Here is a 16,479-nt window from a genome sequence, read left to right on the forward strand (position 1 = left end):
ACTATCAAAGCGAAATCCACCAAAAGCTTATTTTGGAGAGCTTTGTGGAACATTTACTACACTATCAGTCAATACCGCCTGCTGCAAAACTTCTAGGTATTGTTGAGAGATAATTTTAGGCGTAAAGTGCGATCGCAAATATTGACGACCTGCATTGCCCATCCTTTCACCCAGTTGTTGATCCCGACTAAGCAACCGGATAAATTGAGCTAGGGCATGAGAGTCACCATTGTCAAATGTGCCGCCACAGCTAGCTTCTGCGATTAGTTGTCTCAAGTACGAATACTCTGAACAAATTACTGCTATCGGCCGTCCTGATGCTAAAGCTGAGTAAAGTTTGCTAGGTACAACCAAGCTCTCGGTTGATGCATCTACACTAACTAGTGACAAATCGCAAGCTGTTAGAGAATAGGGCAGCACCTGCTTGTCTTGATATGGTAAGAATGTAAAATTTCTCAGCCCTAATTGGTTGACTTCTTCAATCAAATCATCCCGTTTAGCTCCACCGCCAATGCACACAAACTGAATTGGCTCATCTTGCAGTTCCTTGGCAGCTTCCAAGATAGTAGACATATCATGACAGCGGCCCATATTACCGGAGTAAAGTACGGTAAATTTTTTCACTAAGTCATGCTTTCTAGCAAACCAATTTTCTTGTTTGGCAATTGGTACAATCAATTCAGGATTTGCCCAACTGTGAATTACAGTAATCTTGTCCGCTATCTGTGGACAATAGGCTGTAATCTCCTGCTTCATTGCTGGACTGAGAACTACAATCCCTTTAGCATTTAGCCAAATCTGTCTATTGATGCCACGCCACAAACGTGCTACCCAGCTATCTTTTGAGATTACTCCCAGAGCGATCGCAATATCGGGATAGAGATCATAGAGTATGCAGACATAAGGAAGTCGGAACAACAAATAAGCCAGATATCCAATGACTGGCAAAAATGGTGGTGCCGTAGTTATCAACAATACATTTCGGCGTTGCCACGCTCTGAGTATGTGTAGTGCAGCACGTAAGGTGTACAAAACACCATTGATGGCTTTGCCACGAATCCGTCCCGGCCAGAGTTGGGCAGTGCGCGATCGCTGAATTCGAATTTGTCCAACACGTTCAACTGCTGGAGCAGTCTGAGACTGAAATGCATATCCTGGTTGACTCGTAAAAACCTCAATATCCACTCCTTGCTGCCCTAACTGCTTCACTAGTTCCTCAATCAACTGCCCTGTAGGAGCAAAGTCTGGAGGAAAAAACTGGGTGATTACAGACAATTTGATGGATTGCTGAGCTTTTAGAGAATACTCATCGTCAACGTCTAACCGAGTAGAAATGGATTGCAAAAATTTTTGATTAATCCATTCATTGAGTCTCATCAGTTGTATCCTAAATGTAAAAATTTTGTTAAAGACACCACTGAACTGCTCAAGCCATTAATTCGTATATAAATAAATTGTCTTGCCAGGATTAATAATATTTTTAATACGTACATTTTTAATTTGTACCTGACATTTATTAATCTACTGAATATATGAGTTTTACCAGGGTTACAGAAACATCTGCTAGTTCCGCTAGTAACACTGCTGACTAATAGAAATTTCTATTGGTTACAGCTTTTACACGAGATTCTTCGGAATTGGGGAACACAACTAGGGGTATTGAAGTCTGAGCAGCTATGCACTTAGTAGGCGCATATTCTACACACACTAAACAGTTTTACAGGGAACTTTACTTTTTATCCAAAGCCATCTCTCAACAGTAGCAAAGGCTGTTTAACACTGGCTTAGTCTAGCGAATTCTGGGTTTAAGTAATTAGTATGTGCTTTGGGATGTTTCCACCTCATTCTGGATAACTTGTGTTTTAGCTTTTTTATCATACTATGATTTTTTACTAGAGTACTGATGTTCAAAGTCAAGGTCTTACATCTGAATTACTTACTAGAATACCACGAGAAAAGTATGTTTCAAATTAACTTCTATACTTCATCAAAAATTTATTTACTGAAAATATACTTAAACAAAATCTTCATAAAATAGATTTACTCTTTTGTATTAATTTTTATGTATGATTACTTATTACATTTATTAATTATAATAAGTAGCTTTTATATATTTCTTCTATTGAATTGTAAGTATTAAGTTCGTCTAGGCGAGCAATCCTTTAATATGTTTAAATATTATGTTTCACTATAATAAAAGGTAGCATTTTATTGAAATCCTAAGCTACGTAAAGCTAAAAATTTAACATCTACATCCTAAAAGGGTGTTCAACATAAAACATAGTTCTGGAATAAACTAGTAGTAAATTAAGATACATATAAACAGTAGTTGCTATAACTTTCGTTTCTATAGAACTTACTGAGGTTTAGCTAAAGTATAATTTAGGTGTGAGTAGTTCAGTATCCATAACTGAAAGAAGCTTTTATATAGCTTTTAAACTTAAGATCGTGTACTTTATTGACTTGCAAACTGCTGTATGGTTCCTAAAATCTTTGATTTTTATTAGTTATGTAGATTTATACTTAGTACTTATTTTAAATTAAAGGTTACTAAAAATAGATGTAATTTTTATCTCATGTTTTTAGCCCTATTTACAGTTGTAAGTGGAAGTTAAAGCTAATCTCGCTTAGAGAATAATTTTTTAAATTTATTGTATATTTTAAAACTTAATATAAATTATAGTTCCTCACTCAACTAGAGTAAATCTATTGAGATTTTGCATAAAGATTATCTGTTCTACAAGGTATAAAATAATTTTGCTTCTTAAATGGCTTATAGCTTATTGAAATATACACTATAAGCTAGAATCTACAATCAACTGAAAAACTGAACATCTTCCGAAGGTAGAGCATATCTAGATAGCTTATAGAACAAGTGGTTTGCAGCAGGTAATACTGAAACTATAGGAGCAGATCACTGATAACTTTTAAAATTCTTGTTAAACTTTTAACTTAAGCTTGTCGATACTTGATTCTATCAGGCTTAAGAACAGCTATGTATCAATTCTCTAAATTGACCTATAATTATCCGTATATAAAGCTATATAGGGATTTTAAGGTTCAAGTCACTCCTCCAACTAACAATAAACCCTATTTTATTTGCTACTCTGCCTTAGATTGATAAAGCTGTTATACAAATCTTACCTAGTTTATTACCAAGTATTAATATAATGATGGAGAATCCTTCTTCTCACTCCTCAAGTTCTGATCGCAGTAGTAACTCCGCACCTCAATTTCTTCAGGCCCAATCTTTTCCCTGGACTGAAGGACAAGGGGACAGCTGGAATTTTCAAGAATTTCTGAGTCTTGTACGACGGCGAGCGCTAGTCATTGCAGGGGTATCTATTACTGTAATGGCAACCGTGGTTGCTAACTTGATGCTAAACCAGAAGCAACCACAATACGAAGGTAGCTTTCAGATGTTAGTGGAACCTCTAAATGATGATACCAAAGTAGATGTTGTTAAAGATACTACTAACGTAAGCCAGACTGGTCTAGATTATCAAAGTCAAATTCAGGTTCTCAAAAGTCCTCAACTGATGGGAGGTATTATTAAGCAGTTACAAACTAAGTATCCGGATATCACTTATGCTTCTCTACTCAATTCTCTGACGGTGGTTCAGGTAGGTGAAACCAAGATTATAGAAGTTCGGTACCGAAGTAACGATCCAAATCAGACTTACTTCGTACTCGCCCACATTTCGCACGATTACTTAAACTACAGCCAAGAAAAACGGCAGACTAAATTACGTCAGGGAATTCAGTTTGTTGATAGACAACTGCCATTTATACAGAATCGAGTTGATCAGCTCCAAAAAGAACTACAAATTTTTCGGCAAAGGTACGACTTTACCGACCCAGAACAACAAGTACAACAAGTTACCACTCAAGTCTCTTCATTGTTGGGTCAACGACAATCAATTGATCAACAATTGGCACAAACTCGCGCCAATTTAGCAAGCCTACAAGAAAGCAATGGAAAACTGGCGCTGCTAAATAATGCTCCTTTATATCAGCAGTTAATTAGTCAGTTACGCCAATTGGATGTTCAGATTGCTACAGAATCGACTCGTTTGCAAGATAATAACCCAACTATTCAAGTATTGAAGGAGAAACGGGCTAGTCTTTTGCCTTTGCTACAACAAGAGGCAAAGCGGATTCAGGGTGTAAAAGTTGCAGAAGTAGCGACTCAGCTTCAGACTTTAGAAGCGCAAAGTCAAGAGCTTGCCAAAGCAGAACAGAAACTTGAAGAAAAACGCAAACAATGGCCGATTTTATCACGTCAATACACAGAACTACAGCGGAAGTTACAGGTAGCAACTGAGAGCTTAAATCGTTTTCTATCTACCCGTGAAACCCTCCAAATTCAGAGATCTCAGACAGAACTGGGTTGGCAGTTAATTCAAGCACCAACTCAGCCGCAAGAGCCGATATCTGATTCCGATATTAAACGTTATTTAATACCAGGATTAATTGCGAGTATAGCCTTAGGGATTGGCGTCGCTTTACTGATGGAAAAGCTTGACAAGACCTACCATAGCGCCAATCTCCTCAAGGAGAAGGTAAAACTGCCTTTGTTAGGAAATATTCCATTTGAAAAGCAAGTTCAAACAATTCAAGACCGGACTCCCTCGTCAAAACTTCCTATAGTCAGGTTACCAAATTCTCTGGTCGAAAGCATTCCTGGCTTGGCTATTGTCTCAGATCAAGACTATAGTAACCACTCGTCTCAATTCTTAGAAGCTCTAAGAGTACTGTCTACAAATATTCAACTGCTTAGTTCCGATCGCCCTATTAGCTCTATTATTATTAGTTCAGCTATGCCAGGTGACGGTAAGTCAACGATCGCTTTCCATTTAGCTCAGGTAGCTACAGCAATGGGGCAAAAAGTGTTACTTGTGGATGCCGATTTACGCCAACCTAAGATTCACACTCTATCAGAGTTAAATAACCTTTGGGGATTGAGTAATTTAATTTCTACAAACTTGCCAACGGGGGAAGTAATTCGGCAACTACCTTCTATGAGCCAGTTGTCTGTAATCACTGCTGGCCCCATACCACCTGATCCTACAAAGTTGCTTTCTTCTGAAAAGATGAAGCGACTGATGACAGATTTCCAAAACAGCTTTGACTTAGTGATTTATGACGCTCCCCCTTTACTGGGTCTAGCTGATGCAAGCTTGCTGGCTCCCCATACTGATGGGATTTTGCTAGTAGTCAGGATTGATAAAACAAACTCCTCTCTTTTAGACCGAGCTATAGATAAGCTGAAAATCTCCCGGATGAATGTTCTTGGGATGATTAGTAATGGTCAAAAAAGCGACATTAATGGCTATTAAGAAGGGGAGAAGTTAGGAGACAAGAGGCTATGATACTAATAAAACCACTTGTCTCTTTGTCAGGTTATAACTTAGTAGTTATTTCTGCCTGGCTCAGTATTTGATAAAGAGGCGATCGCTAAACTCTCCAATTTTATTTAGTTAGTTTTTACACACATAATTTTCTTTACTGAAGTACGATGATGCTCACTGTGTTCCCATTACTATGAGAAACGCAGTGATTGCTCATTTAATCAGTTGCTCTTGATTGTCTTTCTCTGGGTTCAGTTTGTTGGTACTTATTCTTCTGCAAGAGTTTGTTAGTTGTGACAAGAACAAGAATCAATAATCCCAACTGTATCTGCCAAGGCGCTAAAATCAGACTCAAGATTAAGCTAATTGCTGCAAATACACCAGCTAGATATGAAATTTCATCACTACTTTTCTTGAATAGATAGCCAGTTACTAAACCAGTACATAGTGGTATTAAGAAAAACAAAGGCATCTTTACTAACCTCTGAACTAAAGGCCGAAGGTTTTATTAAGCGGGTTGTAAGTGTTTTTAGCACAATTGCTTATGTTACCTTGAAGCAGGTTTTAGATACATCCTCCATTTGAATTAACATAGTTATTATCTGAATGATTGTGCAATTATCCGGAAATTAGCTGGAAACTTGAGGCTACATCTCTTGAGAGAGTCTAGGATAGTACCTCTAGGAGCAACATTTTCAAAATAGACATCCAATGCTGAACATTCCTCAACTACTGGCAACTGAACTAGACCTCAAACCTTATCAGGTGCAAAACGCGCTGGAACTTTTAGCGGAGGGTGCGACAATTCCTTTTATTGCACGTTACCGTAAAGAGCGCACCGACGAGATGAACGAGGTGCAACTGCGTGATCTCGCTGATAGATATAGCTATTTAACAGAACTAGAAGAACGGAAAAAGGCGATTTTAAATGCGATCGCTGAACAAGGTAAACTCACAGACGAACTCAAAGCCAAAATCACGTCTTGTTTACAAAAAACTGAGCTTGAGGATTTATATTTACCCTATCGTCCAAAGCGACGCACCCGCGCCACTATCGCCAGAGAAAAAGGACTCGAACCACTGGCACAGTTCATCAAGTCGCTAAATGTGAAAAATCCGATAACGGCATCATTTCAAGAAGAAGCAGCAAAATATATTTCTGAAACTCAGGGAGTAAAAACAACAGAAGAGGCGTTAAAAGGTGCTGCTGATATCTTAGCGGAAGAAGTGGCGGAAAAAGCTGAGTTACGCGCATACATCCGCGACTATCTTCTAGAAGAAGGCGTATTCGTCTCCCGCATCAAAGATGATCATCCCGAAGGTACAACCAAATTTGAGATGTACCGTAACTATCAAATTAAAGTAAAAAATATAGCACCACACAATATGCTGGCGTTGTGTCGAGGTGAAACTGAGAAAATATTAAACTTTGAAATTGCCTTCGATGAAGATGTCGTACTTTCGTATCTAGAATCACAAGAAATTAAAACTAAAGTGCGTGCAGTTCGAGATTTTTATCAGGCGATGCTGAAAGACGCATTCAACCGCCTGATGAAAACTTCCCTGGCGGGAGAAGTGATTTCTGAGAAGAAAACCTATGCAGATATTGAGTCAATCAAGACATTTGAAACTAATCTGCGAGAGTTACTGCTATCTGCACCAGCGGGGATGAAACCTACTCTGGCAATTGATCCCGGCTTTAGAACTGGGTGTAAAGTTGCTGTACTCGATCAAACAGGGAAATTCTTAGAATATCAAGCAGTGTTTCCCCATCAAGCGGCTGAACAACGCAAAAAAGCAGCGCAAACTATCAAAAATTTAATTGAAAAGTACAAAATTGAGTTAATTGCCATTGGTAATGGTACAGCTTCGCGTGAGACAGATGAATTTGTCTTGGAAGTATTGCAAGCAATAGACCGTAAACCAGTGAAAGTGATGGTGAATGAGTCGGGTGCATCTATATATTCTGCCAGTAAAGTAGCATTAGAAGAGTTTCCCGATTTAGATATTACTGTGCGCGGTGCTATTAGCATCGGTCGCCGTTTGCAAGATCCCTTGGCGGAACTGGTGAAAATCGATCCCAAATCGATTGGGGTGGGACAATACCAGCACGATGTTGATCAGAAGTTGTTGAAAAAGAAATTGGATGAAACTGTAGAAAGCTGCGTTAACTATGTTGGCGTAGACTTAAATACCGCCTCCAAAGAACTTTTGACTTCCGTCTCTGGGATTACAGGAACGATCGCTAATAATATTGTCGCCTATCGTAACCAAAATGGAGTCTTTAAAAATCGCCGACAACTGTTGAAAGTTCCCAAGTTGGGGCCAAAAGCTTTTGAACAAGCAGCAGGTTTTTTACGGATTCGGGGTGGTGAAAATCCGTTAGATAATACAGCAGTGCATCCAGAGAGTTATTCTGTAGTAGAAGCGATCGCATCTGATCTGAACGTGCCATTAAATCAGGTGACACAGATTGCCGAAAAACTCAAAAAGACTAACCTCAAGAAGTACGTTACCGATACCATCGGCGAACCGACACTGCGCGATATTCTTAGCGAACTAGAAAAACCCGGTAGAGATCCTCGCGCTGAGTTTAAATATGCCACCTTCAAAGAAGGCATTAAGGAAATTAGCCATTTACAGGTGGGGATGGAACTAGAAGGAATCGTCACAAATGTTGCTAACTTTGGCGCGTTCGTCGATATCGGTGTACATCAAGATGGGTTAGTGCATATCTCCCAACTTGCCGACAGATTTATAGATGATCCCAATAAAGTTGTTAAAGTCGGACAAGTTGTCAAAGTCCGGGTGCTAGAAGTTCAGGAGAAATTGAAGCGGATTAGTTTGTCAATGAAAGCAATCAAGCAATAGAATGTTCAACTCTCTACTCTAGAGAGAAGAGAAAATTTATCTAATTTTTCAAGTCAGATACCTATGCCCAATTAAATATAACAAGGGCATAAAAACCTTTCTTTCCATGCCCCATTTATGACACTTTATCAAGTTCGACTCATAAATCCTACACTTGGATTGGATTGCGTTATTCAAGTACCAGATGATCAATATATTCTCGATATGGCAGAAGAAGCTGGTATTCGCATTCCATCAGGATGTAAACAAGGCGAATGTTCTGCTTGTATCGCGAAACTGATTAACGGTGAAGTGGATCAAAGTGAGCAAAAATTTCTGCACGCAAGTGAAATACAGGCTGGTTATGTTGTGACTTGTGTAACTTACCCTTTGTCTGATTGCACTTTAGAAACCCATCAAGAACAAGTCTTGTATAAATCAGCCCTTTACTATAAACCTGAAGCCGAAAAAGCTGAGTGACTTTTGCACTAAATTGTTAAATTTAACTTAAGTTTTTTAAAGTGCGTTAAATTCATTTAACGCACTTTAAAACATAGCATTATGATACTTCTAAAATATGTGATTAGCCAAACAGATGATTATGTGTTTTCAATTATCAGCCAAATGGTAGAAGCAAATTCTACCTTACAAAAGATGTAAAAGCCTAGCATATAGTTAAATATTAGAGAAGAACTTAACACAGTCCATCTATTTAGTTTTTAGGTGAAAACAATGTTGACACCATTTTTAACCGCCCTAGCTACAGCTTTAAGCCTGCTAATTGTTGACTTAGTAGTACCAGGCGTTGATATTGCTAATTTTCCAGCGGCTTTGATTGCTGCTTTAGGAATCGGTTTCATTAACGGTTCAGTTAAACCAGTCCTTTCTACTCTTTCTCTACCACTTAACTTTCTCTCATTTGGAGCATTTTCGCTAATCATTAACGGTTTGTGTTTCTGGTTAGCAGCAGTGCTAGTTCCTGGATTCTCAGTTCGAGGAATTATCGGTTTTCTTCTCGGGCCAGTGATTCTATCTTTCGCTAATACCTTCATTAATAACTACTTTGTCGAAAGAAACCTTTTGACTAGCGGTGGAGATATAAACACCAAAGGTGAATTACCCTCAAGATAAGTATCAGCGAGAGTAGAAATGCTAGTTAAATTCCGTTTCTGCTCCGCATCATATCTCTGAATCTAAGATAATTCATTGGGTGGATTTCCTAATTCGCTATTTTCCAGAAAATGTAATTAAACAAGAACACATAATCTTAACAACATCATGAAATTAGTTCGCTTTCTTCTAGGTTTATTAGTGCCTCCTTTAGGCGTTTTCTTGTCCGTTGGAGTAGGACCAACATTAATAATTAACGTTTTGCTTACTCTTCTAGGCTGGCTTCCCGGTAGTATTCATGCAATTTGGGTTATCGCCAAGCATGAAGAACAGCTTAATAGACAGGAAGGTATTTACTAATATCAAGAGTAGAGACGCTGCAATACAACGTCTCTACAAAGGTTATTGGTAGTGCAAATTTTATGATCCCAAACATACTGATTCAAAGGTTGAATCAGTTTCTATAATATAAATAAAAAAGTAGGGTGGAGATTAACCACCCTACTTTTTTACTTTACTAAGCCAATTTTATAAAAGCGGAACAGCAGTCTATTTACGTATAATATCCTGCTCTTTCTCTTTATTAGCGTGTTCCTTATCTTTGAATAAATCAGCAGTTGCTAAAAGCAACTCTCTCAATGTTTGTTTAATCTGACGCTCTTTTCTTGCTATTGCTGTACCTGCTTCACCAAGTTGCCTTTCTACCTGCGATCGCTTTTGTTCTACCTGTACGGCCAAAGTTTCAGCTTGCGGACGAGCCTGATCATACCATTTTTTAGCTTCGTCTAGATATTCTTTGACTTCGCCAGAACGTCCACCATAGCGTGCAGCTAAATTAGCTCTCACAATCGCTAGCTGTGCTTGCAGTTGCGCGTAACGTTTCTTTAATAAACTCACTTCCTCACTGTTTTTAATGCCACTTACAGCAGAATCAATTGCAGTTTTTGTACTAGCAGGTTTTTCTTTCCCTGTCTCTTCAATTTCTGCCAAAATTACATCAACGTCTTGCTGGAGTTGTTCTTCTTCATTATCCAGTTGAGCTTGTAGCCGCGTCAGTTCTGACTGAGTTTTCACAATATTTTCGTGTCTTTTACTATTAATCCCTTCCAGCGCACCTTCAATTGAAGCTGTCACTTCTTCTTTGAGTTCGCTACCTTTTTCTTGAAAGTTTTCAACTACCGCCGAGACAGCATCTTTAACAAGGGTACGAATTTCAGTGGAACCTTCCTTAAATTCAGAAGCAACCTGAGAAACTGCGGCTTTCACAATTTCTCGAATCCGGTCAGTTCTTAACTGTCCGGTTTCTTTAGCTTGTTGCAAATCTGCTTGAATTTGTTCTTTGATGTTGTTAGCCATTTTCAACCCTATGGATTTAGTTAATTTGGATAAAAATTTTTAGATATGTTCCTACCCTTACATTGTGGCGTAGTCCTATTGAGCCAGGTACATCCTTTAGATAGAAAATCACACAATTGGGCTTATTCTCTTTTGTACTTATCTGTCTGCTACAACAAGTGTTGCGTACCATATTGCCCATTTGTGAGATGATTAATATTTACTAGTAATAATTGAGAAGAAAGTATGTGGAAAGTAAACATTACTTGTTCAGGTGATGCCTGGAAGCGCTATGGTACTGAATTTAAAGCGCTAGCAGATAAATATCATGGCGATTGTATTTCTTCTAAAAAAATGCCTGATGGTACACGCATCATGGCATATAAAATTGAAGATGTTAACGATGCAGAAGAATTTCAGGAAAATTGTGCAAGTTTCACTGGATTTACAACTGACTTTGAATCCTTGTAGCATTAATACTGGATTGATTTGTGTATAAATCTTAGTCAGAATCGGGAGAATCTGAGTGAAAAAACTCCTAACGTTAGTATTAGTAGCAGTTTTATTATTGACAATTACATTTACTTTGCCAACTTATGCAGCAGATATAGCTAATGGTGCACAAATTTTTGAGCTTAACTGTGCTGGTTGTCATATCAACGGTGGTAATATAGTCAGGCGAGGTAAGAATCTCAAAAAGCAAGCGCTGAAGAAATATGGCATGGATTCAATAGAGGCGATCACTTCAATCGTCACTAATGGTAAAAATAATATGTCAGCCTATAAAGACCGCCTCAGCGAACAGCAAATCAAAGAAGTTGCTACCTACGTTATTGAACAAGCTGAAAAAAACTGGCGTCAAAATTAAGTTAGTAGTGAATAGTTATTTTTAAAATGAACTTACCTGCATCTAGCCGTCTCCAATTTACCCACGATTTAAACATTTGCCGAATCTTAAATGGGATGTGGCAAGTCTCTGGCGCACATGGACGCATTAATCCCCAATCTGCCATTCAAGATATGTTTAAATATCTAGATGCAGGCTTCACTACTTGGGATTTAGCAGACCATTATGGCCCCGCTGAAGACTTGATTGGTGAATTTCGCCGTCAACTGATTGCAACTCGTGGACAAGAGGCTTTAACTAACGTACAAGCCTTCACAAAATGGGTTCCTCGTCCAGGTAAAATGACAAAAAAACTGGTAGAGGAAAACATTAATATTTCCTTGAGAAGAATGGATGTCGAGTCTTTAGACTTGATGCAATTCCATTGGTGGGAATACCAAGATAAAAACTATCTTGATGCACTCAAGTATATGGCGGAACTTCAGACTGAAGGAAAAATTAAGTATTTAGCTTTAACTAACTTTGATACTGAACACCTGAAAATAATTACAGAAGCAGGAATTAAAATCGTTTCCAACCAAGTACAGTTTTCGCTCGTTGACCGCCGTCCTGAAGTTAATATGGTGCAATTTTGTCAACAGCACGACATCAAACTTTTTACTTATGGAACAGTTTGTGGTGGGTTGTTATCAGAAAAGTATTTGGGAAAACCAGAACCGCGAAGTTTTGATTTGACTACTGCTAGCTTGAGAAAATATAAAAATATAGTTGATGGTTGGGGTGGTTGGCGATTATTTCAAGAGTTGCTTGCTACCCTCAAGGAAATTGCTGATAAACATAAAGTGACTATCTCTAACGTGGCAGTACGTTACATTTTAGATAAACCAACCGTTGGAGGTGTGATAGTTGGTGCAAGGCTTGGTGTATCTGAACATATTGAAGATAATGCTAAAGTCTTTAATTTAAGTTTAGATGTTGAAGATTTGAATTTAATAGATACTATATCTGACAATTCACGAGATTTGTATCAACTAATCGGCGATTGTGGCGATGAATATCGACGATGACAACAAATTATTAGGAATTGGGTGATAATACGGTGAAGGTGATTGTGGAAACTACTGCTGCAAGCCATGACCCTAAACTTTGCCTTCGCCCTCAGTCAACAGCAAACTTTTGAACTGCGCTGTGATTATGGCTCACGTCGCCTGGATAAAACGGAGTTAGCAGCGCTGATTAATTTATCTGAGCAAAATTATTATGCTCAAGAGGAAGATCACCTACCCTATCTCACCCAGTTGGGACGGCAACTTTATCAATGGCTGGATGGTAAAGAAGGATGGCTGAGAAAGCCGCTGGATAAGGCGGATGAGCAAACGATTTATCTAGATTTGATTCAAACCAGCGAAGCGCAGGGGTTGAACCCGGAAACAGAACGGGTGGCATTGGGATTGGCACATCTGCCTTGGGAACTGTTACATGATGGCAGTGGATTTCTAATAGAACGTCGAGATATTTCTGTTTTACCAGTGCGTTCTGTGCAGCAACGTCAAACCCCATTGATTGGGGTGCAGAATCGCCCGTTGCGGTTGCTGTTTATGGCGACTTCTCCTGAAGATCCCAGGGTTCCACCACTAGGCTTTGAGCAGGAAGAAGCGAACATTCTGCAAGCAACCAAGGATCAGCCTTTGGCGTTGATTGTTGAGGAAAGTGGCTCGGTTGCAGAGTTAGCCAATTTGGTGAAATCCTACCCCGAAGACTATTTTGATGTCTTTCACCTCACAGGACACGGCATAATTTATACGCAAGAAGATTACGGCTATTTGCTGTCAATAGGTGCAACGCTGCTAGACAATACCCCCTGCTTCATTACTGAAGATGAGGTGGGGAATATGCAACTTACTACCGTTAATGATTTAGCTAAAGCCTTTCGCGGACGCTGGTCGCGTGTAACTTTTCTCTCTGGTTGTCATACGGGACAGGTTTCTAACAAAGGGACAGTTCCCTCAATGGCGCAGGCTTTGGTGAAGGCGGGGGCGGGTATAGTGTTAGGCTGGGCGCGTCCGGTGTATGACCGCACGGGTATTGTAGCAGCACAGGCACTTTATTTAGCTTTGGCGACGGGGGCAACTGTTGAAGAAGCAGTCAAAGCAGCACAGCAGAAAATGATTGACGAAAAATGCAGCGACTGGCATCTGTTGCGGATATATCGGGATACGCGCCCGATTGCAAAACTGGTGACACCGCTGAGAACAAAGAACCGGGAAAGGCTGAAGTTTACAGTGCCAGAGCAAGAATTTCTGGATGAGAATAATCAAGTTAAAGTTGCCAGTCGGTTTGAATTTGTGGGACGCAGGCGACCTTTGCAACGGTGTCTTAAGGCGTTGCGGGAAACCAGCGACCAAATCGGCGTGTTGATTGCGGGGATGGGTGGACTGGGAAAGAGTAGCTTGGCAGCGCGGTTATGTATGCGGGTACAGGCGCAGCGTCCTAATTTTGCGCGGGTTGTGTTGATTGGCCCTCTGGATGAGATAGGTTTGTTGAATAAGCTTTCTAATAAGTATGAGCGGTTTGCAGATGTCCCCGCACTGTTGAATGATCCAAATGTTGTGTCTCTTGAAGGGCGGTTGCAAAACTTTTTTGAAGCAGTAGAAAAAATTGACCAACCCTTGCTGCTGGTACTGGATGACTTTGAGCAAAACATTCCCGATACTAACGTTAAAGACGGTTCGCTGCGGATGACGGCAGAGGCTTACAAAATTTTAGAGGCGATTTGTGCGGCATTGAAGGAAACCGGGGTACAAAGTCGGCTGATTATCACCTGTCGTTATTTGAAAAAAGATACCTTGCCAGATGATCATTGCCTGCATTTAGAATCTTTGGCAGGGATGAGTAGTAGTGATATTGATAAAATCTGTTTTCCTTTAGATACAGAAGTTAGGCAACAGTTAAGAACTCAGAGGATTATCCACATTGCCGATGGTAATCCCCGGTTGCTGAAGTGGTTGTTAGAGGTGATTCAGCAACCAGGAATAGCGGTGGATGAATTACTGAATCGGCTGGAGGCGACTGAGCAGAAATTCCGCGAAGATATCTTGGCACAAACTCTGCTGGATGCTTTGGAAATGGAAGAAAAAAAGTTGCTTGCACGGTTGAGTGTGTTTAATTTGCCCGTGACAGAGGATATTGTAGGGGCAATTTCTAGCACTGGAGAATTGGCAGTTTTGGGCAAGTTAACCAGCCTGAGCTTAGTTGAGTCAGCCACGACTCACCCTAACCAGCCAGCTAATTATCGGGTGACGACAATTTTAGAACCGTTGTTAAAACCAGTGTTGAGTAAGGAAGAATGGCAAGTAACACGACAGCAAGCGGTGAGGAAAATCCATCAAGTTTGGTGCGAGAAGAATGAAAACTTCACGGAAGCAGAAGCATTGGAAATTGTGCGGTTAGGGCTGCTGGCAAAAGAGCAAGAAATTGCTGTCAGTATTGGGGATATGATTGCAAGCAATTGGGTGAACAGTTCCCGCTTTGTGGAAGCTTTTGATTTCTGTGAGCAAGTTCTGGCAGTTTTTCAAGACTACCGCATCTTAGGAACCATCGCCCGTGCGGAAGTAGTTTTGGGTTTGGTGCAAGAAGCTGTTGATCATTATCAGCAAGCTTTAGACTTTTGCCCTGAAGATGACGAAATCCGCAAAGCCACCTTTCTCAACAATATAGCATTGGCAATATGCCAACAAGGGAACCTCGAACGAGCGCTCTATTTGTGGCAAAAATCATTGGAAATTGATGAGCGTATTGGCAATTTTAACGGTAAGGCTAGCAGCCTCAGCAATATGGCAGATGCAATTGCTACTCAAGGTGACATCGAAAGGGCATTTTCTTTATGGCATCAATCATTAGAAATTGTAGAGTACATTGGAAACTTCCCAGGTAAAGCAGCGATACTTAGTAGTATGGCAAGCTTAATTGTTGAACAAGGGGATATCAAACAAGCTCTTGCCTTGTGGCAGCAATCCTTAGAAATATTTGAGCATATTGGGGATATCAGAGGCAAAGCTCAAACCCTGCACAACATGGCAGGGGCGATACATATTCAAGGAGATATCGAACAAGCACTTTCTCTTTGGCAGCAATCTTTGAAAATAAAACAGAGTATTGGTGATATCCAAGGAAAAGCTGCAACGTTATCTAACATAGCATGGGCATTAGCTAAACAAGGCAACATCGAAACAGCAATGCAACTGTGGCAACAAGACTTTAACATCTCAGAGCGTATTGGGGATATTAAAGGAAAAGCTGCAACGCTATCCAACATGGCATGGGTGAGTCTTCAAGAAGGGAACACTGAACAAGCGCTTTCTTTGTGGCAACAAACCTTGGAACTTGATGAGTGTATTGGAGATGTAAAAAGCAAAGCCACTACACTGGCAAATATAGCTTATGTATCATGGCAAATTGGTGATACAGCCAAGCAGCTAGACCTAAATTTACAAGCTGCTCAGTCACTTGTAAGGGTTCATGCTTATGGTGATTTGCTTACGGTTCTGAATAATTTAGGTGTAGCGGATGAAAGCAACGGTTTAGTTTACTTAGCTCAAGCAATCTGGCTTTCGCTAAAAATTGAGGCTCCTGTAACAAATACCATTCAATTTATTGTTAATCTATATCAAACCATATCTCAAACTGATGAACTGCAAGCTTTACTAGTGTCAGTTGCAGCATGTTTATGCAAGCAAATAGATAAAGATCACCCACAATTAGCAGAATTTCAGAATTTAATTGATTGGATGATATCAGTAGTGGCAAATGTTAATGAAATTGAAACGCCACAGGAATTTGCTTCCTGGTTTGTCCAGCAACGGCTAAATGATCCAGATTATTTCCTTCCCCGACTCAATCAACGCCTAGAGGAAATAGTTGGCGATGAGTGGTTGTTTGACCGCAGTCAAGTTTCAATGGGTGAATAAGGAGAGATGCGATGAAAAT

Annotated in this window: 12 protein-coding genes; 9 read left to right on the forward strand and 3 right to left on the reverse strand. The window is 39.8% G+C overall.

Annotated features, from left to right (window positions below; genetic code table 11):
* Window positions 1–27: 27 nt before the first annotated feature.
* Entirely contained in the window at window positions 28–1,377 is a 1,350-nt protein-coding gene (locus WKK05_RS19040; RefSeq protein ID WP_341524672.1) for a glycosyltransferase family 4 protein, read from the reverse strand.
* Window positions 1,378–3,173: 1,796 nt separating this feature from the next.
* On the opposite strand from WKK05_RS19040, the gene WKK05_RS19045 reads away from it, so the two are divergent.
* Window positions 3,174–5,339 carry a polysaccharide biosynthesis tyrosine autokinase gene (locus WKK05_RS19045; protein WP_341531123.1) on the forward strand — a complete coding sequence of 722 codons (2,166 nt, stop codon included), beginning with the start codon at window positions 3,174–3,176 and terminating at the stop codon, window positions 5,337–5,339.
* A 229-nt stretch (window positions 5,340–5,568) separates the two neighbouring features.
* Here WKK05_RS19045 and WKK05_RS19050 read toward each other — a convergent pair whose 3' ends face one another.
* On the reverse strand, window positions 5,569–5,823 hold the full coding sequence (locus WKK05_RS19050) for a hypothetical protein (protein WP_341524673.1): 255 nt from the start codon (window positions 5,821–5,823) through the stop codon (window positions 5,569–5,571).
* A gap of 239 nt (window positions 5,824–6,062) precedes the next feature.
* Here WKK05_RS19050 and WKK05_RS19055 point away from each other — a divergent pair, with 239 nt between their 5' ends.
* From WKK05_RS19055 to WKK05_RS19070, 4 genes are all read left to right on the forward strand, one after another.
* Complete coding sequence (locus WKK05_RS19055) at window positions 6,063–8,222, forward strand: Tex family protein (RefSeq protein ID WP_341524674.1); 2,160 nt, start codon at window positions 6,063–6,065, stop codon at window positions 8,220–8,222.
* Window positions 8,223–8,339: 117 nt separating this feature from the next.
* Window positions 8,340–8,681 carry a 2Fe-2S iron-sulfur cluster-binding protein gene (locus tag WKK05_RS19060; protein WP_341524675.1) on the forward strand — a complete coding sequence of 114 codons (342 nt, stop codon included), beginning with the start codon at window positions 8,340–8,342 and terminating at the stop codon, window positions 8,679–8,681.
* A gap of 252 nt (window positions 8,682–8,933) precedes the next feature.
* Window positions 8,934–9,332, forward strand: a complete 399-nt coding sequence (locus WKK05_RS19065; RefSeq protein ID WP_341524676.1) for a phage holin family protein — start codon at window positions 8,934–8,936, stop codon at window positions 9,330–9,332.
* Between the two features lie 147 nt (window positions 9,333–9,479).
* Complete coding sequence (locus WKK05_RS19070) at window positions 9,480–9,671, forward strand: YqaE/Pmp3 family membrane protein (RefSeq protein WP_341524677.1); 192 nt, start codon at window positions 9,480–9,482, stop codon at window positions 9,669–9,671.
* A gap of 189 nt (window positions 9,672–9,860) precedes the next feature.
* Here the strand turns inward: WKK05_RS19070 and WKK05_RS19075 are convergent, their stop codons facing one another.
* Entirely contained in the window at window positions 9,861–10,667 is an 807-nt protein-coding gene (locus WKK05_RS19075) for a histidine kinase (protein ID WP_341524678.1), read from the reverse strand.
* A gap of 225 nt (window positions 10,668–10,892) precedes the next feature.
* Here WKK05_RS19075 and WKK05_RS19080 point away from each other — a divergent pair, with 225 nt between their 5' ends.
* The 4 genes from WKK05_RS19080 to WKK05_RS19095 are packed head-to-tail and all read left to right on the forward strand — an operon-like array spanning window position 10,893 to window position 16,460.
* A complete protein-coding gene (locus tag WKK05_RS19080) occupies window positions 10,893–11,117 on the forward strand; it encodes a hypothetical protein (RefSeq protein ID WP_341524679.1) in 225 nt (74 codons plus the stop codon).
* Between the two features lie 55 nt (window positions 11,118–11,172).
* On the forward strand, window positions 11,173–11,514 hold the full coding sequence (locus WKK05_RS19085; RefSeq protein WP_341524680.1) for a c-type cytochrome: 342 nt from the start codon (window positions 11,173–11,175) through the stop codon (window positions 11,512–11,514).
* Between the two features lie 26 nt (window positions 11,515–11,540).
* Window positions 11,541–12,560 carry an aldo/keto reductase gene (locus WKK05_RS19090; RefSeq protein ID WP_341524681.1) on the forward strand — a complete coding sequence of 340 codons (1,020 nt, stop codon included), beginning with the start codon at window positions 11,541–11,543 and terminating at the stop codon, window positions 12,558–12,560.
* 42 nt (window positions 12,561–12,602) lie between these two features.
* Complete coding sequence (locus WKK05_RS19095) at window positions 12,603–16,460, forward strand: tetratricopeptide repeat protein (RefSeq protein WP_341524682.1); 3,858 nt, start codon at window positions 12,603–12,605, stop codon at window positions 16,458–16,460.
* Window positions 16,461–16,479: the final 19 nt, after the last annotated feature.

This window comes from Nostoc sp. UHCC 0302 (assembly GCF_038096175.1).
GTDB lineage: Bacteria > Cyanobacteriota > Cyanobacteriia > Cyanobacteriales > Nostocaceae > UHCC-0302.

Coding starts and splice junctions, on each gene's coding strand:
- WKK05_RS19050 (WP_341524673.1), bottom strand. CDS start 5,823: ATGCCTTTGTTTTTCTTAATACCACTATGTACTGGTTTAGTAACTGGC.
- WKK05_RS19045 (WP_341531123.1), top strand. CDS start 3,174: ATGGAGAATCCTTCTTCTCACTCCTCAAGTTCTGATCGCAGTAGTAAC.
- WKK05_RS19070 (WP_341524677.1), top strand. CDS start 9,480: ATGAAATTAGTTCGCTTTCTTCTAGGTTTATTAGTGCCTCCTTTAGGC.
- WKK05_RS19090 (WP_341524681.1), top strand. CDS start 11,541: ATGAACTTACCTGCATCTAGCCGTCTCCAATTTACCCACGATTTAAAC.
- WKK05_RS19080 (WP_341524679.1), top strand. CDS start 10,893: ATGTGGAAAGTAAACATTACTTGTTCAGGTGATGCCTGGAAGCGCTAT.
- WKK05_RS19075 (WP_341524678.1), bottom strand. CDS start 10,667: ATGGCTAACAACATCAAAGAACAAATTCAAGCAGATTTGCAACAAGCT.
- WKK05_RS19060 (WP_341524675.1), top strand. CDS start 8,340: ATGACACTTTATCAAGTTCGACTCATAAATCCTACACTTGGATTGGAT.
- WKK05_RS19040 (WP_341524672.1), bottom strand. CDS start 1,377: ATGAGACTCAATGAATGGATTAATCAAAAATTTTTGCAATCCATTTCT.
- WKK05_RS19065 (WP_341524676.1), top strand. CDS start 8,934: ATGTTGACACCATTTTTAACCGCCCTAGCTACAGCTTTAAGCCTGCTA.
- WKK05_RS19055 (WP_341524674.1), top strand. CDS start 6,063: ATGCTGAACATTCCTCAACTACTGGCAACTGAACTAGACCTCAAACCT.